At 56.0% G+C, this 20,281-nt stretch carries 18 protein-coding genes and 1 pseudogene; 10 read left to right on the top strand and 9 right to left on the bottom strand.

All coding sequences use genetic code 11. The features are described 5' to 3' along the window. Positions 1-2: 2 nt before the first annotated feature. Positions 3-941, bottom strand: a complete 939-nt coding sequence (locus EGD98_RS17400; RefSeq protein ID WP_236039595.1) for a hypothetical protein — start codon at positions 939-941, stop codon at positions 3-5. A gap of 230 nt (positions 942-1,171) precedes the next feature. Then, positions 1,172-2,200, bottom strand: a complete 1,029-nt coding sequence (locus EGD98_RS17395; RefSeq protein ID WP_220589675.1) for a Cdc6/Cdc18 family protein — start codon at positions 2,198-2,200, stop codon at positions 1,172-1,174. 294 nt (positions 2,201-2,494) lie between these two features. On the opposite strand from EGD98_RS17395, the gene EGD98_RS17390 reads away from it, so the two are divergent. Further along, a complete protein-coding gene (locus EGD98_RS17390; protein WP_220589674.1) occupies positions 2,495-3,070 on the top strand; it encodes a TBP family protein in 576 nt (191 codons plus the stop codon). 69 nt (positions 3,071-3,139) lie between these two features. Here the strand turns inward: EGD98_RS17390 and EGD98_RS17385 are convergent, their stop codons facing one another. After that, positions 3,140-6,064: an N-6 DNA methylase gene (locus EGD98_RS17385; RefSeq protein ID WP_220589673.1), complete on the bottom strand. Its 2,925-nt coding sequence runs from the start codon at positions 6,062-6,064 to the stop codon at positions 3,140-3,142. 123 nt (positions 6,065-6,187) lie between these two features. On the opposite strand from EGD98_RS17385, the gene EGD98_RS17380 reads away from it, so the two are divergent. Then, positions 6,188-6,772 carry a TATA-box-binding protein gene (locus EGD98_RS17380; RefSeq protein WP_220589672.1) on the top strand — a complete coding sequence of 195 codons (585 nt, stop codon included), beginning with the start codon at positions 6,188-6,190 and terminating at the stop codon, positions 6,770-6,772. A gap of 5 nt (positions 6,773-6,777) precedes the next feature. Here the strand turns inward: EGD98_RS17380 and EGD98_RS17375 are convergent, their stop codons facing one another. Further along, positions 6,778-7,179 (bottom strand): hypothetical protein, encoded by a 402-nt coding sequence (locus EGD98_RS17375; RefSeq protein WP_328763249.1) that lies wholly within the window; start codon positions 7,177-7,179, stop codon positions 6,778-6,780. A 422-nt stretch (positions 7,180-7,601) separates the two neighbouring features. Here EGD98_RS17375 and EGD98_RS17370 point away from each other — a divergent pair, with 422 nt between their 5' ends. From EGD98_RS17370 to EGD98_RS17360, 4 genes and pseudogenes are all read left to right on the top strand, one after another. Beyond that, entirely contained in the window at positions 7,602-7,901 is a 300-nt protein-coding gene (locus EGD98_RS17370) for a toxin-antitoxin system TumE family protein (protein ID WP_220589670.1), read from the top strand. 29 nt (positions 7,902-7,930) lie between these two features. Further along, positions 7,931-8,335 (top strand): HVO_A0114 family putative DNA-binding protein, encoded by a 405-nt coding sequence (locus EGD98_RS17365; protein ID WP_220589669.1) that lies wholly within the window; start codon positions 7,931-7,933, stop codon positions 8,333-8,335. A 60-nt stretch (positions 8,336-8,395) separates the two neighbouring features. Beyond that, positions 8,396-8,527 (top strand): annotated as a pseudogene (locus tag EGD98_RS21200) (recombinase family protein); the annotation flags it as partial. Between the two features lie 49 nt (positions 8,528-8,576). Then, positions 8,577-9,203 (top strand): recombinase family protein, encoded by a 627-nt coding sequence (locus EGD98_RS17360; protein ID WP_328763298.1) that lies wholly within the window; start codon positions 8,577-8,579, stop codon positions 9,201-9,203. 197 nt (positions 9,204-9,400) lie between these two features. Here the strand turns inward: EGD98_RS17360 and EGD98_RS17355 are convergent, their stop codons facing one another. Then, positions 9,401-10,258: a CPBP family glutamic-type intramembrane protease gene (locus EGD98_RS17355; RefSeq protein WP_220589668.1), complete on the bottom strand. Its 858-nt coding sequence runs from the start codon at positions 10,256-10,258 to the stop codon at positions 9,401-9,403. A 135-nt stretch (positions 10,259-10,393) separates the two neighbouring features. After that, a complete protein-coding gene (locus EGD98_RS17350; RefSeq protein WP_220589667.1) occupies positions 10,394-10,789 on the bottom strand; it encodes a CopG family ribbon-helix-helix protein in 396 nt (131 codons plus the stop codon). A gap of 106 nt (positions 10,790-10,895) precedes the next feature. On the opposite strand from EGD98_RS17350, the gene EGD98_RS17345 reads away from it, so the two are divergent. Next, a complete protein-coding gene (locus EGD98_RS17345) occupies positions 10,896-11,702 on the top strand; it encodes a HoxN/HupN/NixA family nickel/cobalt transporter (protein WP_220589666.1) in 807 nt (268 codons plus the stop codon). Positions 11,703-11,739: 37 nt separating this feature from the next. Here the strand turns inward: EGD98_RS17345 and EGD98_RS17340 are convergent, their stop codons facing one another. From EGD98_RS17340 to EGD98_RS17330, 3 genes are all read right to left on the bottom strand, one after another. Further along, entirely contained in the window at positions 11,740-12,420 is a 681-nt protein-coding gene (locus EGD98_RS17340) for a class I SAM-dependent methyltransferase (protein ID WP_220589665.1), read from the bottom strand. Next, positions 12,417-14,363 carry a copper-translocating P-type ATPase gene (locus tag EGD98_RS17335; protein WP_413229590.1) on the bottom strand — a complete coding sequence of 649 codons (1,947 nt, stop codon included), beginning with the start codon at positions 14,361-14,363 and terminating at the stop codon, positions 12,417-12,419. Before EGD98_RS17335 ends, EGD98_RS17340 begins: the two co-directional genes overlap by 4 nt. A gap of 472 nt (positions 14,364-14,835) precedes the next feature. Then, complete coding sequence (locus EGD98_RS17330; protein ID WP_220589664.1) at positions 14,836-15,033, bottom strand: heavy-metal-associated domain-containing protein; 198 nt, start codon at positions 15,031-15,033, stop codon at positions 14,836-14,838. Positions 15,034-15,164: 131 nt separating this feature from the next. On the opposite strand from EGD98_RS17330, the gene EGD98_RS17325 reads away from it, so the two are divergent. The 3 genes from EGD98_RS17325 to EGD98_RS17315 all read left to right on the top strand — a co-directional run bounded on the left by EGD98_RS17325 (position 15,165) and on the right by EGD98_RS17315 (position 20,047). Continuing rightward, a complete protein-coding gene (locus tag EGD98_RS17325; protein ID WP_220589663.1) occupies positions 15,165-15,764 on the top strand; it encodes an AsnC family transcriptional regulator in 600 nt (199 codons plus the stop codon). Between the two features lie 106 nt (positions 15,765-15,870). Then, entirely contained in the window at positions 15,871-18,474 is a 2,604-nt protein-coding gene (locus EGD98_RS17320) for a heavy metal translocating P-type ATPase (protein ID WP_220589662.1), read from the top strand. 172 nt (positions 18,475-18,646) lie between these two features. Next, positions 18,647-20,047, top strand: coding sequence for a permease (locus EGD98_RS17315; protein WP_220589661.1), 1,401 nt, complete (start codon positions 18,647-18,649; stop codon positions 20,045-20,047). The last annotated feature ends 234 nt before the right edge of the window (positions 20,048-20,281 follow it).

Genomic DNA, 20,281 nt, shown 5'->3' with positions numbered 1-20,281 from the left:
CGCTATCGGCCTCCTGTCCCGGTCGCGGTCCACGCATCGAGTAAGGGGTCCGCGGTGGCCGAAACCGTCTCACCGTCGGCTGTGACGCCTGTCCCGACGCCTTCCTGGGTCGGCGTTGACGGCGTCGCCGGTTCCACGCCGACCTGCGTGGCGCGTGCCGCGAGCAACTGTCGCCAGTAGGCAAACGTCGTCTGGTAGTAAGCGCTGTCGTCGACGGGGTAGAGGAGTGTCTCGAAGTCATCGCCACTAATTTTCGGTCCCATCCGGGTCTGCTCGCACTCCAGATAGTGATCAGCGGCCGTCTCGACCGGTGCCGCGAACTCGTCGCGCTTGCTTCGGGTGACCAGAACGGGGATGTCGTACCCCTCAGCATAGGTCGCTAGCTTGGCGAGCGCTCGGGCTTGGAGCGTCTCGGCGTGTGCCTCTCCAAGGGTATCGTCGGCACGGTACTGTGCATCGATGGCTGGGGCGACGATGAGTGAGGGTGTGTGAGGAGACGTCTCCCCATCGCAATCCGTGGACCGTCGCTCTCCCAAGCTGTCCCCTGTTGTCGATTCCTGAATACAGTGGTTCACTGCCGTCGGGAGATCACAGACAGCGCCGTAATGTTGGTAGGCGGTGAATCCGCGTGCAACGTGGATCCGGTCGAGCAACCGTTGGCTGGGAGCGATTCGTGAGAGCGTGGTGGTCGTGGCGTGCCCGTTGGCGTCAACCCAGAAAGCGGGCCCGTCGCGCATGAGGAGATGATCGAGGACTATCGACTGCAGGATTGGCACGCCCCGACTGCCGTCGACGTCCAACAGCGTGATGCCGTCCTCAAGTGAGGGAAGTAGGATGTCGTCGCTCGCTGTATCAGGTTGGCTGGAAATGGACCGATTCCGGTCAGCTCCTCGCGTTGGTTGCTCAATTTCCAATCGATTCGAGGGTGGGTGGTCTGACATACGTGAGTAGAGGTCCACGGATCCGATAACCTGCGGCGTGTAGCTTCCGTGTTTCAGGAAACCGACCGTAGCAATCTGGAATAGACCGTTGTGCCCGGGATTTTGAGTGTCTAGCCCGCTTCCGCGAAACTCTCCGGAATCGTCTGCAACAGTTTAACCAACAAAACGAGCCAACGCAGTCCGAATGTTGGTTAACAGAGCAACTGTAGTGTCGAATCGCTGCGTGGGACTCAGTTAACCGGCGAACTGACTGGCTCGGTGACTACGGAATACTGCCGGTCTCGGCTTGTCCCTTCGGCTTCTAGAAGGTTGTACTGGACCATCTTCGAGAGGTATGTCCGAATCGTTCGTTTCGTTCGCGGGTCGTCGACGGCGTCGCAATAGCGTTCGTGAATAGCTCCTGGTCCGAGCGGACCATCCTCGTGAACGATTTCGTAGACGGATTGTTGGTGTGGTGTGAGCGAATCGAGGCTCGTCTGCCTGATTTGTGCCCGGGCGTCATCCGCAGCGTCCAACAGCATTTCGTCTGTGATTCGCTCTTCATCTTCTCTGTCAGCCTTGCTAGCGGCGGTACGGAGAATCCCTATCGCGAGACGGGCGTCGCCGGCGGCCGCATCGGCGATGCGATAGAGTTGGTCGTCGGTGATGACGTCCTCGTCGAGACCCCATTTCGCACGGGCACTCAGGATGTCGTACAGCTGCTCGTCGTGGTACTTGTCCATCCGGACGTGTTCGCTGGAGCGGAGTCGGCTTACGAGCCGGTCGTCGACACGGCTGAACAGCTCCTCCTCTTTGTTAGCGATACAGACCAGCGCGAACTGCTCCAAACTGTGAAGATCGTAGAGGATGCCCGGATCTTCCAGCTGGTCGACCTCGTCGAGGATGATAACCGTTCGCGGCCCGTCGTACTGCTGAATCCGGTCGACAAGTTCATCATGCGGTGTCGACTGCCGGTGGATATCGATGGTCTGGCCGAGGTCGTCAAGAATCTGATACAGCGTGCGGAATCGGGTGTAGTTGCGCCAGCAGTTGACGTAGGTTGTCTCGATGTCCAGTACCTCTTCACGGAGTCTCTCAGTAACAAACTTCGAGATGCACGTCTTCCCGGCGCCGCTGGGGCCTGTGACAATGGCGGTGTCGGCGGGTTCCCCGTTCGTAATCGGCTCCAGAACGCTGGAGAGGTGGTTCAACTCAGCGTCGCGATGCTCAATTTCCTTCGGTATGAACCCCGCCCGAAGCACACGAGCATCACGAATCATGTTTGATCAGTAGACTGGTTTTCTAGCGCGGTATATAATGGTGGCTGGGTAGTTTCCGGAATCTGAGATGCTACAGTTCGTTCTTGACGCCAACTCCGCCGTTGTCACTCGATTCTGCTTGCGGTAAACCGTCGTTTCCAGGATTTCCGGAAAGGCTTCGAAATGTCAAGAATGCAGTCCCGATTACGGCGATAATCACGACCAATATTTTCACATAGGGACTATTGATTTTCATCATATTGCTCATAGCGATTCGCAAGACTCAGGTGACTATGCGCAGAATGAGATATTATTGTGACAAGTTCTGAGAGTGAGGCCAAGACCCATTTCACCGAAGATGGCGTTGAGTATACGCCCCACTCGATGATGCACAAAGCCATCGTCCGTATGGACCCGACGAAGTTGGAGATGCTCGATGGGTTTGAGCGCAACGAATCAGGATTCAAATTTGTCCCAGAAGGCTCGAATGTGCGAGTGATGGTGAACGGCCGCGACTGGAGCGAAAAGCGGATTCTGGTGTACGGTTGTACATCAACAAAAGAAGCTGAGGGATACGTTGAGACCATTATCGACCGCGTGACAGATATCGATCATGAAATAACGCTGGTCAGCGGACCGGATATTGCCAACATCGCTGTCAGTGGCGATCTCGGCACGCAACTTGACTTAGAGCGCCTCAGCGTCGAGATTAGCCAACAAGGGCTTGATGTTGAGTACGAACCGGAACAGTTCGCAGCAGTGATTGTACGGATTGAGGAGTTATCAGTCACCGTTTTGTTGTTCTCAACGGGGAAGTTTTCGATCCAAGGCCTGCGCAGTCTCGACGATATTGAACCTGTGATCACACGCATCCAATCACTCATTGAGTGAAGGCTACAGAACCGCACCCGTCGCGTGAACCATGCGTGTGCGTGAGAACGTACACTGGAGAGAGAAGGGTTACGAGAAGTCGTCTAACGTGCTTTCTCCAGCTATATTTTCGTCACCGAAGTAATCAGCCGACCATTCTGTCGCAGCGTCAAGATTCTGCAGCATCACCTCCGACTCGAACTCCCCTTCAAGTCGTTGATTCGTCATAACCTGCCGTATGTCTTCCAACTTTTCGACTGACATATCCTCAACACCGACCGCATCAAGTACCGCTTGATTCAGCCGTTGTTTCGCATCAGATTCTCCCTCCAGCAAGGCATCAGTTGCCTCTCGAATCGCATCACACGATTCCTCAGAGAACTCTCGAATATCAGGCACAGGAATGCCTGCTACCTCATACGTGTTTAGTTGCAGCACACCGTTTCCTTCAATCCTCCCCCAACACTCAACTGCTGCAGCGTAGAGACTCGAATTCATCACTCCAGTCAGCACCTTTGAGTCGTACTTTGGCTTGACCTGAACACACTGTACGGCGTCTGTTGTCACCGCTCCAGCACGGTTCACGACAGTAAATAGTCGCCATTTGAAAAACCGTGGATGGAACAACTCCGGCGTCATAATGTCTCCAGCGTTGAACCACACCTTCCGTGAACCGGTCGTCCCACCTTCATGCACACCTGCGTTTTCTCCTTCAGTGATGTACTGTAGGAGATTGGTGTAACCATCACGCTTCAATGCATTCTTTACATCGTCTTCCAGTTCTGTGTCCTCACCGAACTCCCTCGTCTGTGTTTTCACTCGCTCAACGTAGTCATTCACGTCAAGCATGTACTTGGTAATTTGATCCGCCGTGAGTACTTCCGACTCCATGTCCTTGATGCTCTTCACGACTGGGCTCAAAAATCGCTCGTCGATCCCACGTCGGTGCGCTTCTTCTTTATCCAGGATGAAGAAGTTCACAGCTCCCGTGCTGGGGCCACGAGACACATTGGCGAACGTGCTGAGAGGGACAAAATCATCTCGCTCAATGAGGTTGATTAACTGTAGTGGCGCGTTCAAGTAGTAATCCATCTTTTTCGGCCCTGTCTCTTCAAGATACGCTTGCCGGACCCCAACAATACGGTAGTTCGGGCGTTTTAACACATCTATCGGCTCTTGCTCAAGAGTCATACCGTACGTGACGGTGTCGTACAAGTCTACTGGCTCCATCTCATCCTGGACGCGAATGAAGTGGGTGGTTGTCTCTCGTCGTATCTCTTCATTTTCACACCGTTCTACGAGCAGCAGGCACGTGTCAACAAACGCGTCTTCGAATGCTCGTTCTGCGAACGCGACTACGGCATGAATGCGGTAATGATCGAAGAGGAACTGTTGGAAGTCCAAGCCATACTGTACAGTCATCCACTTCGGTGGGATCACGTACCCCAGCCGCCCACCATCTCGTAGGAACTGTGTCGCATGCGTGACGAAGTAGACATACGCGTCGCTGCGTTTACTGAGTTTCTTCGCCCCGTCCAAGTACGGTGATGCGTTCTCCGGTCCGAACCGTGAGAGGTGTGCTCTGAACGCGTCTTTGTCTGGGATGTCACGGTTTCGAATGTACGGGGGATTCCCGACGACTCCATCGAAATACCCGACTTCTCCGGTGTTTTGATCGTCTAACCGCGCAGATGTCAGCATCGTTCTATCCGGCTCGATATCGAAGAACGATGCGTGGTACGCGTGCAGGGTGTCGATTTCTTCTTCGATGTTTTGACTGGCCAGGTTGAGCGCGGTGAGGTGCAGGGGGAATTTGTTGATATCGATTGCGGTGATCGAGTCGAGGATCTCTTGATGTGACGCGGCTGGGTAGTTGTTCTTAAGCTCGGTGTACACTTCGACAGGGAACGTCCCACTGCCAGACGCTGGATCGAGGATGTCTGGGAGATCGTGTTCAGCTGGGGCGTCAAGCACCCATTTTGATACCGCTTCAGCGATCGTTGGCGGTGTGTAGTACTGCCCGAGTTTCTTCCGTTCGCTCTCGGGGATAAGCTCTTCAAACACGTCACCGAGGAGATCTTCGTCGATGCCGGAGATTTCCCGTTGCTCAATGTTTTCTGCGAGCGACTGGATGTTCTGAAGGGTCTTTTTATTGTTCGGGAATTGCTCGAAGAGGTCGCTGTTCCGAAAGATTGGTTTGTAATCGATCTTCTCGATTATCTCTTCGAACCGACGGCGGATGTGCTCATCGAGGAAATCGATACTCGACTCACCGACAAGTGATTGGAGTTTGTTTCCATCCGTCGGTTCGATTGGTTCAGGCGTTTGCTCTCGAACGACCTCGTAGAAGAGGATCTTATTGGTCAGCAGGTACGCGTACTGCTTCGCCGCTGTTTCCAACTGCTCATCTGTTGAGAGACCGGTAAAATCGTTTTCCCGAACCCATTTGTCGAACAGATTGATGAATTTCTCATTGGATTTGTACTTTTGCTGTGCGAGTTCTTTGTATGCGGGCCATATCGTGGAGTGGAACGTACGGAGAAGCCCGACAACTTGTTCTTTCTTTTCCTGTTCGGGAAGTGTCCCACTTTGATAAAGGTTGTCTACCCCAGCTAGCAACTGTGGGACGAACCCATCGAGATCCGGGTCAGAGAGATTGATTGGGCGGAGATTTGCGTAGTTGTACGGAACGTCATTGAGTTCGATTTCTCCATTATAATTGAACAGGTAGAAGTCGTTGCTGTTACATGTGGCGAAGAAGTCGGCTCCGATGTCGCGGGTGTAATCGCGGGCTTGCTTAATTACGTCTTTGTCGTATGGCGAAATATCATCTCGTTTAACTTCTATAACAAGACTGCCAGTGAGATTACTATCAAGGTGGATATCTGCTCGTCTGCCCTCAACGTCCTTCTCAATACTCACCTCTGAAAACTTCGTGTCGTTATTTTCTACATACCGATAAAGAGCCGAGTAGAGAAGACTGTGGAATTTCTGTTCCTTCGGAGTCCCTGACATAGTCCGAATCTATAGTGCATTGTAAAAAAATAGGTGGTTTGTCCCTACCGAAGCTCCGCCCTGCAACGTGAATTACTGAGACTCAGCGTGGCTTTTGTATATTGGGTCATTCTCTCTGAATACATGCCAACGCCAGTCGGTACAGAAGGAAGCGAATACCGAGACCTGCAGATTGTCAACATCGTGGCCTCTGGAACACTCGGTGCTGGTGAGATTGATGTTAAGATGTTGGCGGCCGACCTTGAGGTTGTAAAGACCGTTCAGCCGGGACGCCTGTACTTGTCGAAGAGTCCCGGAACACCGGTCGCAATGGTGTTTCGTTCGGGGTCTTACACGATTGCCGGGGCAGAATCGTGGCAGGAGGTGCTAGATACCGTCGAGTGGCTGTCAAAAGTGCTTAACGGCGTTGGGGTCGATATTGACCAAAAAATCATTTCGGAATCGATTGTAGTGAAGTATCTCGTCGCTACAGCAGAGCTGGGGTCGGATGTGAACCTTGCTGCGGCGGCGGTAGCGCTCGGGTTGGAGTGTACGGAATATGAGCCAGAACAGTTCCCCGCGCTAATTTACCGCCCAGATGATGTGAACTGTACCATAATGTTGTTTTCCAACGGGAAGGTGACGATTACAGGGGGGCAGGATGTCGAGACGACACATTATGTTTTTCGCGACATTCAAGCAATCCTGACCGAGGAAATCGGTACATGAATTGCTTAGGGTAGTCCTGTTCGCATCGACATTCCGGACACTACTGACCGCGACCGGACAGACAGGTCAGCGAGCGCCACAGAGCCACAGTCGAACGGACCCGGGAGTTCGTCAACGAAGGCCCGAACGAATCCCGTACTTCCCGATTCAACCATCACCTCGTCATCCGCGTGAACCGTTTCACCGTCTTTGTTCTCGTAGGTCGTAGGCACGAGCACGGGAATGCCCTCCTCAAGATACTCCTGCGCCACGTTTCTGAGCGCTTCGCTCTCCGTGTCGAGATTTCCGTCCGTGTCTATCGTCCACACAATCTCATCCCGCTGGTGATGGAGTATCTCTACCTCTACTATCTCGTGCTCGTCGTCGGACTCGTCCTTGTCGTCAGCGTTTGCTATCCCCTCGGCCACTGCTCGCCCAAAATCGTTCTCCATCCACTCCGCTATTTCGGCGGCATTGGGACCGGCCTGTTCGGGTCCATCCAAGGGCTGTAGTATTTTATCCCAACGCTCTTGCGTAGGAGATTGTTGATTGAGTTCTCTATCAATAAGAGAAGATAGGGACTAACGGGTAGACTATTCAGTAAACTGGTTTCCAGTTGGCAGAGTCTGCGACAAAATGACATGATAGCTCTACATCAACAATGTGCTACGCATGAGTGTTATCCCAATATGGATGCTGCAAAGGTAGTGCTTTGTACGGGTCAGTCAAAACCCGGCCAGCTTATCAATTCAGCTGTCACCGCAGAAACTCTCGATCAGGACCTTCGGACTCTTCTATGTGGTCTCCTCCATAGGTTTATGTCTATGGAGGTAATAACATAGGCTAGCGGATGGCGTCCTATACGACAATCGAAGACTGGCGCGATGTCGAAGACGGCTACGTTGTTGCAGTGACCATCCGACAGACTGACGATGAGAAGTACCCCTGTGGTTGGGACTACAGCCTGCACCTCGGCGAAGTTGGTGGCGAGACCATCATTCGATACGACAACGCTCACGAACGACAGAAAGGACACGAGCGCCACACCCAGACCGATACCGAATATATCGAGTTCCCCGGGATGCTCACGCTGTACGACCGGTTCAAGCAAGAAGCCGAAGAACTGTCGCCGGTCTCATGGAATTGGTAACCGTAGGACGCCTCCAGGAGGAACACAACATGCCAACGCTCAAAGTCACCGTCGGTGAACGCGACCGTCTCGATCGTCGTACCCGCAGCCGCATCAAGGCTGCACAGGAAGGTCAGGATCTTGAGGACGCCCAACCGGTATTAAACTTCGAATCGTACTCCGCACTTAGTCGACTCCTCAGTCCAAAGAATCTGGAACTGTTAGAGTCAATTTCAGATCACGGCCCCGAAAGTATTCGCGAGGCCGCTGAACTTGTCGACCGAGACTACAAACAGGTCCATCGGAATCTCACTGAACTCGAATCAATCGGTGTGATTGAGTTCGAAGGAGGGGGCTCCGGGCAGGCAAAAAAACCATTGTTGACCTACGATGGGCTCGAAATCGATATCCCGTTTGCTGATTCGAGTGATAATATCGGTGCTGCTGCCCCGTGACGGTTACTGAGGTCGACAAATGGTGGATAACTTACACGCTCGGTTGAGGCCACAAAAAGTATGCCCGATATCGGCATCTACGCCCGTGTCTCAACGACAGATCAGGACCCACAACGACAGCTTGACGAACTTCGAGAATTTGTTAAAAACACGTACGACGAGCCAGAGATCCACACCTACGCAGATATCATCAGCGGGACTGAAACTGAGCGTGGTGAAGAGTACCAGCGACTCCGTGTAGATATCGAAGACGGGGGCCCTAGACGTCGTCGTTGTCCACGAACTCTCACGTCTTTCTCGACTCGGCGCCGGCGAAATCCACGACTTCCTCGAATTCTGTCTCAGCCACGAAACGGGTATCCAAGATTTAGAAGTCGGACTCGAAATCAGCCTTGAGGATGACCTCGTCGACAGAGCGGTGAGTCAGCTTATCGCCGGTGTGATGGGTGACCTCGCCCGGGTTGAGCACAAACAGAAGCTCCGCCGGATTCAATCAGGTATTGACGCTGCGAAAGAGGCCGGCCGATGGACGGGGCGGCCGCCAGCTGGGTTCGATGTCGAAGACGGCTATCTCCAGGTCAACGCTGACGAGTTCCTGACTATTCGACGTGCGCTTGAACGCGTTGGGCAAGGCTACACCTACACTGAAGCAGCTGACGGAACACCTGTTGCCGAGTCAACGTTGCGGGCGCTCTACGACAACCGTCGCAGCCTCTATTTCTACGCCGAAGCTAAAGATGAGCGGCTCCAAGCCGCCGCACAAGATCTTGAACCACTTGAAGAGCCAGACATCTCCACTGAAACAAGTATTCCAGAACGCCAAATTCGAAAAATCGTTCGTGATGAGATATGTCGCCATCAGCAGTAGCTAAAATATCAGAGCTGCTTTATCGCAATTTTCAGAGATGCTTCTCATTCTCTGGCCGGTGAATCAGTCGCTTTAACGGGTATCTGGATCGACCACCAGATGTTCTACGAAAATACGCAGACTGAGATAGCTGCGGAATCGTGGGTGTGTTTAGCACATCCAGGAACACTTGACCCGTGAAGAGACACAAAACGCGCTCATCCTCTCGAATTCCCCGAGTCGCTTGACAGCGGCGGCCTGACAAACAGGCGTTCGACGGCGACTAGAAGGACAAATGAGACTATCGCCGTCGCTATGAGAGCCACGCGTGGCTCCTGGTATGTGTTGAGCTGTCCGCTCACTGCGAGAGAGGAAATAATACCGAACAGCGCCATGCAGTTGTGGAACACGAGCGCGCCGTAGAACGCTCCGCCAACGAAGTAGATGAGCCCCGTTCCAATCCCTACGACTGTGAGACTTCCGACCATCTCGGCCGTGTTGAACGGTGGGCTGTGTGCGAAGTGGTACACACCGAAGAGCACCGCAGAGATAACGAGTGCAATTCCGTCTGCGAGTGTTGGATTCAGACGACGATGACGTAACAGGGCGGCTACGCTGCCACCGACGAGGGCCCAGCACACGACAAGCTCGGCAATCGAAACCGGTAGTACCTGCGCGAAAACGTTTAGCACCACGATTGGATCGGCGGTCGGCGGCTGTTGAAACATGTAGAGACCGATGCCGAGAAGTCCGCCAAAAATAACTGCGCTAACCGTCCGACGGAGTGACCGCAATCCGAGTTGCTCGCGGGTAGTGAACCCGGCTGCGACGAACTCCCGGACCAGAACCAATGAGAGGACGGTGCCGACAAGAACGTTAGCCACGCTCGTGTACAGGAGCCTATCCGCCACTGCGTCTGGACGGAGTAACGTTTGGATTCGCCCTTCTAACAGCCACGTGATTGCCGTCCATGCCCCGTAGGCACCTATTGCGACGACCGTCTTCAATTCGGGAGATAGCGTCCGAAGAGCCGAAATACGTAATGCGTCGTTCGTTGAGCGAACAATAGACATCATACCACATGATTTGCACGCTCACCCGATAACTGATATCCATGATATGACCGCGGGGGCGCTGACTCACATTCCCCTGTCATTCGATTGATTTCAAGCGTATATTTCGGCGAACCATTCACTCGACTCCTGACGGAGTCAGGTTTCCTCGTCTCGGATGACCATTATCTTCACTCGCTGGACACCATCGAAATCCCGGAGTCGGTACGTCAGCTCACGGACACGGTCGACATCCCCGCGACAGAACAGCGATTCCAGACACCACTCTCCCTGATGGGTGTGACCGGTGTTGAGAATCACGTCTTGATACTCATGTTGGATCCCATGCAACTCCTGTATCACGTCGTGGTGGCGATAATCGAACCCGATGAGTGCAACGACTTCGCCGGTTACCGCTTCGAGCTGAGAATGTGCCTCGATGTACTCCTGCATGGCTTCTCTCACTGCCCGCGAACGATTGTCGAGACCCTCTTCCTGCCAGACTTGGTCGAACTCCGCGACGATCTCGTCCGGGATATTGAAACTGGTCCGCATAGTCGTCCTCACGGCGTCCCCGTTGAAGAGTTCTCAGTATGATGGATCCCCGATTTCGGTATTAACAACCGTTATCCGCGGTCTCAGCCAAGCCTGCGACAGAGGGATGTTACACAACGAGGCGGCCGGGCTACTGGTCGGCGCTATTGTACTCGGTGCGATTCATGGAATTGAACCGGGGCACGGCTGGCCGGTCGCAGCATCGTACGCACTTGACCAGACGAACAAGTGGATCTATGGCTTTGCTGCGAGTTTCATCCTCGGTATCGGACATCTCATCAGCAGCATCGCGATGGTCGCGGTGTTCTTCTACGCGAAAGATTACTTCAATCTCACACAGGTAAACGAGCCGCTGACGATACTGGCTGGTGTACAAATTGGTGGTCCAGTCAGTCTCGTCGCCGGTATCTTGCTTATCGCCCTCGGGATTCGTGAGTACCGACACGGCCATTCACACGGCCAATCTGGTCCCGAGCACGAGCATAGGCACGACAACGACCATCATCACGACCACGGCGATCCCCACACCCATGAGCACAATGACGAGGGATTACTCACACGTCTAAAAGCCGTCATTCCATTCGTCGGTGGCCACTCCCACGAGCACGATGACCTTGACAGCGCCACAGACCGGGGACTGTTCGGCATCGCTTGGTTCGCGTTTGTCCTCGGCTTTGCTCACGAAGAGGAGTTCGAGATAATCGCACTCTGTGCCGGCTCGAACCACTGCTTGGAACTCATGAGTGTCTATGCGATTACCGTCATCGTCGGTATCGTCGGATTGACGATGCTGTTGATTGCTGGCTATCAGAATTACGAGGAGAAGGTCGACCGATTCACGCCGTATCTACCGGCATTTTCCGCTGTCGTTCTCAGTGTCATGGGAATCGGATTCATTCTAGGAGTGTTCTGACGGGACAACTGACGAGTATTTCAGCAGGCAGTCCGTGTCATCCACCCTTCTTCGCTGTCACTACATAGACCGTCTCCCCGTGAAATGTCTCGATGGAGACCTCCGCGAACATATCTTCGACTGACTGGACGATTGGGGCCTCTGGATACCAGTTAGTAATATATGCAGAGATGCCTTCGATGAGCGGGTTGAGCCAGCGAAGCGGTGCAGTCTGGAACGACCGAGCGTCGAGAACTGCGATGCGTCCCCCGGGCAGCAAAACGTCGGATATTCCCGCTACGACTGCCTCGATATCGCCCATCGCGCTCAAGGAGAGTGTCGCGCACACCCCATCGAAGCGGTCATTCGCCAGTGGCAGTCTCCTAGCGTCGGCTCGAAGTACTTCGACTTCACAGTCCAACTGTTCACCGCGTTCCTTCGCCCGCTTGACCATGCCGGGGCTGGCGTCGACGCCCACGATAGTTCCAGTTGGCCCAACGACGTCGGCAAGACGCTCAAAGTTTGGACCGGGCCCACATCCAACATCGAGGACGGTATCACCGGGGTCCAGCGAGAGGGCGGCGACCGTCCGGTCGCGAAATTCGCCCGTGCGGCCAAGAAGAAAGGCCGCGACGAAGGCGGCGTACACCCGGTCGTGTCGGCTCCACCAGTCGTAGACGCGCTGGCTGTGCGTGTGGTCGCGACGGTCGAAGGCCCACTGGCGAAACGCGTCAATCACGAGAGATCGACTCCGCGGAGTCTGCGGGCATTGATAGCGACGATGACCGTCGACAGCGACATGAACACCGCGCCGATGGCTGGCGACAGGAGAATACCTATCGGTGCGAGGACGCCGGCTGCGAGAGGTAATGCGAATACGTTGTAACCGGTCGCCCACACGAGGTTCTCCTGCATCTTCCGGTAGCTGGCCTTCGAGAGTTTGATGAGTCGAACGACGTCGCGGGGGTTGTTCTCGACGAGGATGATGTCACCCGACTCGATTGCTACGTCGGTACCGGACCCGATGGCGATCCCGACGTCTGCCCTGGTCAGCGCCGGCGCATCGTTGACGCCATCGCCGACCATTGCCACCAGTTTTCCCTCGGATTGGAGTTGTTCGACTTTCGTGTCTTTCTCCTCGGGGAGCACTTCAGCGAAGTACTGGTCGATACCGAGTTCTTCGGAGACGGCCTTCGCGACGTCTTCGGAGTCACCGGTCAACATCGCCACCTCGATGTCCATCGTGTGCAGCGCGTCGATAGTCTGTCTGCTTTCCTCCCGGATGACGTCCGCCAGCGCGAACGCAGCGACGACCTCGGATTCGTCTTGGATGAGGTAGATAACTGTCTGGGCGTTTGAGCCGGCCTCATCGGCAAAGGAAGCCATCGACGATGGTCTGTCGATGCCGAGCTTCTCGATTAGGTTGGGACCGCCAAGATGGACTAGCTTGCCTTCTACGGTTGCTTTGACCCCGAGACCACGGAGATTCTCGAAGTTCGAGACGCTCGCTCGCTTGACGCCACGTTCTTCGGCGGCAGTCCGAATGGCACGGGCAATCATGTGCTCAGAGTCGCCTTCCACGCCAGCAGCGACCTCGAACGCTTCTTCTTCGGTCCAGCTATCAGCTGTTTCGACCCCGACGACACCTTGCTCACCCTTGGTGAGCGTCCCGGTCTTATCGAACATCACCGTGTCCAGGTTCCGGGCTTCCTCCATGGCGATGCGGTCGCGGATGAGTATCCCGTTTCGGGCGGCCGTTGACGTGTTGATTGCGACGACGAGCGGGACGGCCAGACCGAGTGCATGTGGACAGGCGATGACGAGCACCGTGACGACGCGTTCCAGTACGGCGATGTTCAGCCCCACCGCAATGACCCATGCCACACCCGTGATAGCCGCCACACCCAAAGCGGCGTAGAACAGCCAACCGGACGCCCGGTCGGCGAGCAGCTGTGTCTTTGACTTCGACTGCTGGGCATCCTCGACGAGCCGCATGATGCCGGCGAGTGTGGTATCGTCGCCCGTTTTCGTCACGCGGACACGGAGGCTCCCGTCTTGGTTGACCGTCCCAGCGACGACATCAGAACCTTCCTCTTTGTCCACGGGTCGCGATTCCCCCGTAATCATCGACTCGTCGACCGAAGAGGCCCCCTCGACGACTTCGCCGTCGGCTGGCACACTCGCTCCAGGTCGGACGAGTAGTACGTCTCCGTCCTGAAGTTCCGAGACGTGTACCTCCTCGGTCTCGCCACTCTCGGTGACTCGCTCGGCAGTATCGGGCATGAGTTTGGCCAGTTCGTCGAGCGCACCGGAGGCGGCTCGCACCGACCGCATTTCGATCCAGTGACCGAGCAGCATGATGTCTATCAGCGTGACCAATTCCCAGAAGAACGGCGTCGTACCGGGAATGAATAGGCTGGCGACGGAATAGAGAAATGCGACGACGATCGCCATCGAGATGAGCGTCATCATCCCCGGTGATCGGTCTTTCAGCTCGGGAACCGCCATCTTGAGGAACGGAACGCCACCGTAAGCGAATACGACCACCGCGAAGACAGGCGTTATCCAGGTGCTCCCGGGAAAAGTCGGCGAAGAGAATCCGAGCGCCCCCTGAATGAACGGGCTGTAGAGGAGGACGGGTATCGACAGCAATGTCGAGACGAAGAACCGACGGCGGAACATCTGTTCGTGACCGGCGTGCATCCCACCGTGACCGTCGTGATCCGCGTGGTCACCGTCTTCGTCGTGACCTGCGTGCTCGCCGTGTTCTGCTCGGTCGTGTAACTCCCGTTCGGCTTCGTCGGCCCGTTCGGCTTCGTGTTCGAGCAGTTCCTGTTCGACGCTGGAATCGGTACGGGTTCCGGGACCGCCTTGTTGTGGATGGTTGTGTTGGTGCTCGTTACCGGGTTTATCAGTTCCATCGCTGGCAGATTCGAGTTCACAGATGCGGCAACAGGCGCAAGCGTCGTCTGATTGCGGAGTAGCGGGGCGGTCTGGCGGCTGTTCGTCCGGCGGGTCGTGGTCTGAGTGGTTGGTCATGTGTTGTTTATTGGTAATGTTACCCATTGTACTAGCTACACGCCGACACTATCGCGTACGGCCGGCGGGAGGACTCGAATGAGAACGACAGGATGATTGTCAGTACGTTGCCGGTTCAGACCTGCGCGGTGTATCCCGCATCTTCGACGGCCTCCACGAGACTCGATACGTCAGTGTCCCCCTCGACAGTGACCTGTTCGGCGTCTCGATCGGCGGCGGCACCTGTGACTCCGGAGACTTCCTCTACCGCTTCTTCGACTGTCTGTTCACAGTGTCCGCAGGTCATCCCTTCGACGGTGATAGTGGTGGCCATACACTACTCTCTACGCACCCATCTTTTATTCTGGTTTCCCCTTCGATATGAGGGATAAGAAACCCACCTGACTTTGGAATCAAATCCAATATTGTCGGAGAGCTTTAGTCACTCATTGCCGTACTCGGCGTATGCGCGAACTTGACGAAACTGACCTCGAAATCCTTCAGTTGCTGCAATCGAACGCACGTCGGGCCTACAGTGACATCGCAGATGTCGTCGGACTCTCAGCACCCGCCGTTTCGGACCGGGTAGCAAAGATGCAGGACATGGGCGTAATCAATCGTTTTACGCTCGATATCGACCGCTCACAGCTTCAGAAGGGCATCCCAGTGTTACTCACTCTCGATGTAGCTCGGGAGGGTCCAGACGTTTCCGCGCTTCGGAGTACCTTGCTTGATGATGGGGCAGTGGAACACGTGTTCACCTCGGCCGACGGTGAACTGATAGTGTACGCTCGGGTACCTGACAACGACGTTTCGAGCTGGCTCGCTGATACCGTGGCCCAAGATGCAATCGCTGATGTCGAGGTGACGCTTCTTGCGGCGGCTGATTGGTCCCCAGACCTTGGCGGGGCAGAGTTCGCGCTCACCTGCGCCCAGTGTGAGAATACGGTCGACAGCGAGGGGACTGCCGTTCGAATCGACGGGGAGTTGTATCAGTTCTGTTGTCAGTCGTGTGAAGCCCGGTTTACCGAGAAGTACGAACAGCTTCAGCAGGGAGCTGATTGAGACGACGCTGCTCGACGGGTAGATTTACAATCAAAAGTCCAGGTGGCGATTTGCTGAATAGACAAAGGCAAAAACCGATTGAATATAGAGGGTGTATGTATGAGTGATGAGTAAGCGAAAAAGCCACGTCGACATCCAGGGGATGAGTTGTGCGAACTGCGCACAGACAATCACCGATGCAGTCACCTCGGTTGACGGCGTCTCGGACGCGAACATCAACTTCGCGACCGACGAGGGGAGCGTCGAATACGATCCCGACGAGGTATCGCTCGACCAAGTCTTCGATGCTATAGAAGAGGCCGGGTACACGCCAATTACGGATTCGGTGACGATCGGTATCACCGATATGACGTGTGCCAACTGTTCGGAGACAGTAGAAGATGCACTTGGGCAGACGCCGGGTGTCGTTGCGGCCGATGTCAACTTCGCGACTGACGAGGCACAGGTCACGTATAACCCGGCCGAAGCGAGCCGCTCGGATCTATACGATGCTATCCAGGAGGCTGGCTACTCACCCGTACGTGAAGGTGGTGACACTAATGACGGTTCTGACGGTGATGCACGAGAGGCTGCTCGACAAGAAGAAATCCGTCGGCAACTCCGACTGACGCTGTTCGGCGCTGGACTATCCCTTCCCTTGCTGGTGTTCATGGCAGACCATCTGCTGGGGCTCGGACTCGTGGGCGACGAGCTCTTTGGCGTTCCATCCGGTTGGATAGCGTTTGTCCTGGCGACGCCCGTCCAACTAGTGCTCGGCAAGCCGTTCTACGAGAACTCCTACAAAGCGCTCGTCAAGAACGGCCGTGCCAATATGGACGTCCTGATTGCGCTGGGCTCGACGACCGCGTACGTCTACTCCGTGGCGGTTCTGCTTGAGGTAATCGCCGGCGGACTGTACTTCGACACCGCGGCGTTCATTCTCGTCTTCATCACGCTTGGAAACTACCTCGAAGCCCGCTCGAAGGGACAGGCCGGCGAGGCACTCCGCAAGTTGCTGGAAATGGAGGCTGACACCGCCACTGTCGTTGATGAGGACGGAAACGAGGAGGAAATTCCGCTCGAAGATGTCGAGGTTGGTGATCGGATGAAGGTCCGCCCCGGCGAGCAGATTCCGACTGACGGAGTCGTTGTCGATGGGCAAAGTGCCGTCGACGAGTCGATGGTGACTGGTGAGTCCGTCCCCGTCGAGAAAGGCGAAGGAGACGAGGTGGTCGGCTCGACGATCAACGAAAACGGCGTGCTCGTCGTGGAAGCGACGAAGGTCGGAAAGGACACCGCCCTCCAGCAGATCGTCCAGACTGTCAAGGAGGCGCAGTCGCGCCAGCCGGACATTCAGAATCTTGCCGACCGCATCTCTGCGTACTTCGTGCCTGCAGTCATCGCGAACGCAGTTCTCTGGGGAATCGTCTGGTACCTGTTCCCCGAGGTCCTTGCGGGCTTCGTTGATGCGCTGCCGCTATGGGGTCTCGTCGCGGGTGGTCCCGTCGCCGCTGGCGGTGTCTCAATCTTCGAGTTTGCGATAATCGTGTTCGCCTCGTCCGTACTGATCGCCTGTCCATGTGCGCTGGGGCTGGCGACGCCCGCGGCCACCATGGTCGGGACGACCATCGGTGCACAGCACGGCGTCCTGTTCAAAGGTGGCGACATCCTTGAACGCGCGAAGGACGTCGACACCGTCGTCTTCGACAAGACTGGAACGCTCACCGAAGGCCAGATGGAACTGACCGATGTGGTGGTCTTTGATGGCGAGGGCCAGCCCGTCGCCGATGGTGGCGATCCTGCCGTAGACGGTGGCCAGCTAACCACGCACGATCAACTCAGCGAGGATGACGTGTTGCGACTCGCAGCCACGGCTGAGAGCGGGAGCGAACACCCGCTCGCCCGTGCGATTGTCGATGGGGCCGAAGATCGCGGTATCGATGTGACTGACCCCGACGACTTCGAGAACGTCCCTGGACACGGTATCATAGCGACCGTGAGCAACAGCGAGGTGCTGGTCGGTAATCGAAAACTCCTCCGTGACAACGGAATCGACCCTTCGCCGGCCGAGGACACGATGGAGCGCCTCGAAAACGAGGGCAAAACGGCGATGCTAGTCGCATACGAGGGCAAACTCGTCGGCGTGGTCGCCGATGCCGACACGGTCAAAGAGAGTGCGAAGGACGCCGTGAGCCAACTGCAGGAGCGTAGAGTCGACGTGATGATGATCACCGGCGACAACGAGCGCACCGCCCGTGCTGTCGCCGAACAGGTCGGCATCGACCCCGAGAACGTCCGTGCCGAAGTCCTCCCCGAAGACAAGTCCAATGCTGTCGAGGCGATTCAAAACGATGGACGCAAAGCAATGATGGTCGGTGACGGCGTCAACGACGCTCCGGCACTCGCGGTCGCGTACGTTGGCACGGCTATCGGCAGCGGGACGGACGTCGCCATCGAAGCGGCGGACGTTACGCTGATGCGTGACGATCCGTTGGATGTCGTGAAGGCAATCCGCATCTCGGATGCGACGCTCGTGAAGATCAAGCAGAACCTCGTGTGGGCGCTGGGCTACAACACGGCGATGATTCCGCTGGCCTCGCTCGGCCTGCTCCAGCCCGTCCTCGCCGCCGGCGCGATGGCCTTCTCCAGCGTGTCGGTGCTCTCGAACAGCCTGCTGTTCCGCCGGTACACCCCCGACCACGACTACGAACTGCTGGGCTGGTTCCGATAGACCGAATGCATCCGGAGTTTTCGGTTCTATCTTCGCTGCTGTGACTAAACCGTAGTGTCGACTGGACTGACGACTAAAATTCAGTCTCGGTTTCGGATATTCGGAATCGCCCCGCTCCGAGCTTGGTTTGTTAAGAACAACGGCAAAAAATCAGCCCCGCGATGTATTAGATATGCAAACTGCCATCGTCGACGGGATTTTCGAATCCTTACGGATCGGGTTCGGCTTCCTTTGGACAGCGGCGTGGGCCATCATCATGGGCCTCGTCATCACGAGTCTCGTGCAGGTCTACGTCTCGAAGGAACGGATGGCTCGAGTACTGGGCGAGGAGACTGTGGGTGGCGTCACGAAAGCGACGTTGTTTGGCGCTGCAAGCAGCGGGTGTAGCTTCGGTGCGATTGCTATCGGGAAAGGGCTGTTCAAGAAGGGGGCACACGTGGTGAACGTCCTCGCCTTCATGTTCGCCTCGACGAATCTCATCGTCGAGCTGGGGCTGATGATTCTCATCCTGCTTGGCTGGGAGTTCCTCGTCGCGGAACTGCTCGGTGGTGTCATTCTCATCGCGGTGATGGCGGTCCTTGTCCATTTGACCCTCCCGGAGAATCTCTTCGACGAAGTCAGACAGACGCTCAACGACCGTGACCACGACCACGGTATTACCGAGGACCCGACCTGCGGGATGGAAGGCAAAGACGAGTACTCGCTGGTGACCGATGGGGGCGAGACGCTGAAGTTCTGCTCGGAAGGCTGTATGGAGACCTACGAGCAGGAAGCCGCCAGCAGCGGCGGGTGGCGCGATGAACTCTTGTCGTGGGGCGGCTGGTACAAGATCGGCAATCAGTACCGCAAGGAGTGGTCGATGATATGGAAGGACGTCGTAGCCGGCTTTCTCGTCTCAGGGTTCGTCATCGTGTTCGTTCCACAATCAGTGTGGAACACGCTGTTCCTCCAGGGCGAGGGTGTACTCGTTAGCGCCGAGAACGCAATCATGGGCGTCGCTATCGCCGTCATCAGCTTCGTCGGAAGCATGGGTAACGTCCCATTCGCCGTCGCCCTATGGGGCGGGGGTATCAGCTTTGCCGGCGTCATTGCGTTCGTCTACGCGGACCTCATCACGATTCCCGTCCTGAACGTCTACCGAAAGTACTACGGCTGGAAGGTGATGCTGTACATCCTCGGCGTCTTCTTCGTGACGATGGCTTTCACGGGCTTTCTCATGGAAGAACTGTTCGACGTGCTCGGTATCGTCCCAGACCTCGCGGGCGGACAGACTGCGACAGAACAGACATACTTTGAGTTCAACTACACGTTCTACCTCAACGTCATCGCGTTTGCCCTCTCGGGGTTCCTGCTCTACGTCTACCGTCGAGGACTCGGTGCCCCCGGTCAGTATCGTGACCCCGTCTGTGGGATGCGAACCGACAATAGCGGGCCGAGTATTACCCACGACGGGGAGACGTACTACTTCTGTTCGGAGCGCTGCAAGCAGTCCTTCGACGAGCACCCGACAGAGTTCTCAGACCAACACCCACACGTTTCTGAAGGGGGTGGGGCCGACAGCCATGACCATTGACCGAATCCCGTCACACCGCGTCGACGAGAGGCGACAGCCCGTATCGGTACACCTGTCAGACTACTGTATCTCGGCAGTAGCGACAGCCACACTATGTCCCAGCAAACCCACTTCGGAGGTGACTAACAGTGTCCGTTGACCTGGTCATCCACGATGCACTCGTCTTGACTGTCGACGAACGCAACCGGCTCTACGAGCGTGGGACGGTCGTCGTCGACGACGGACGTATCACAG

This window comes from Haloarcula salinisoli (assembly GCF_019599405.1).
Lineage (GTDB): Archaea > Halobacteriota > Halobacteria > Halobacteriales > Haloarculaceae > Haloarcula > Haloarcula salinisoli.
The sequence above is the reverse complement of the archived record's forward strand: the minus strand, read 5'-3'. Positions and strand labels throughout refer to the sequence as shown.

What these genes read in the sequence shown, in the direction of transcription:
- EGD98_RS17400 (WP_236039595.1), bottom strand. Translation starts at nt 941, where the DNA reads ATGTCAGACCACCCACCCTCGAATCGATTGGAAATTGAGCAACCAACG.
- EGD98_RS17395 (WP_220589675.1), bottom strand. Translation starts at nt 2,200, where the DNA reads ATGATTCGTGATGCTCGTGTGCTTCGGGCGGGGTTCATACCGAAGGAA.
- EGD98_RS17385 (WP_220589673.1), bottom strand. Translation starts at nt 6,064, where the DNA reads ATGTCAGGGACTCCGAAGGAACAGAAATTCCACAGTCTTCTCTACTCG.
- EGD98_RS17380 (WP_220589672.1), top strand. Translation starts at nt 6,188, where the DNA reads ATGCCAACGCCAGTCGGTACAGAAGGAAGCGAATACCGAGACCTGCAG.
- EGD98_RS17370 (WP_220589670.1), top strand. Translation starts at nt 7,602, where the DNA reads ATGGCGTCCTATACGACAATCGAAGACTGGCGCGATGTCGAAGACGGC.
- EGD98_RS17365 (WP_220589669.1), top strand. Translation starts at nt 7,931, where the DNA reads ATGCCAACGCTCAAAGTCACCGTCGGTGAACGCGACCGTCTCGATCGT.
- EGD98_RS17355 (WP_220589668.1), bottom strand. Translation starts at nt 10,258, where the DNA reads ATGATGTCTATTGTTCGCTCAACGAACGACGCATTACGTATTTCGGCT.
- EGD98_RS17350 (WP_220589667.1), bottom strand. Translation starts at nt 10,789, where the DNA reads ATGCGGACCAGTTTCAATATCCCGGACGAGATCGTCGCGGAGTTCGAC.
- EGD98_RS17345 (WP_220589666.1), top strand. Translation starts at nt 10,896, where the DNA reads ATGTTACACAACGAGGCGGCCGGGCTACTGGTCGGCGCTATTGTACTC.
- EGD98_RS17335 (WP_413229590.1), bottom strand. Translation starts at nt 14,363, where the DNA reads ATGTTCCGCCGTCGGTTCTTCGTCTCGACATTGCTGTCGATACCCGTC.
- EGD98_RS17330 (WP_220589664.1), bottom strand. Translation starts at nt 15,033, where the DNA reads ATGGCCACCACTATCACCGTCGAAGGGATGACCTGCGGACACTGTGAA.
- EGD98_RS17325 (WP_220589663.1), top strand. Translation starts at nt 15,165, where the DNA reads ATGCGCGAACTTGACGAAACTGACCTCGAAATCCTTCAGTTGCTGCAA.
- EGD98_RS17320 (WP_220589662.1), top strand. Translation starts at nt 15,871, where the DNA reads ATGAGTAAGCGAAAAAGCCACGTCGACATCCAGGGGATGAGTTGTGCG.
- EGD98_RS17315 (WP_220589661.1), top strand. Translation starts at nt 18,647, where the DNA reads ATGCAAACTGCCATCGTCGACGGGATTTTCGAATCCTTACGGATCGGG.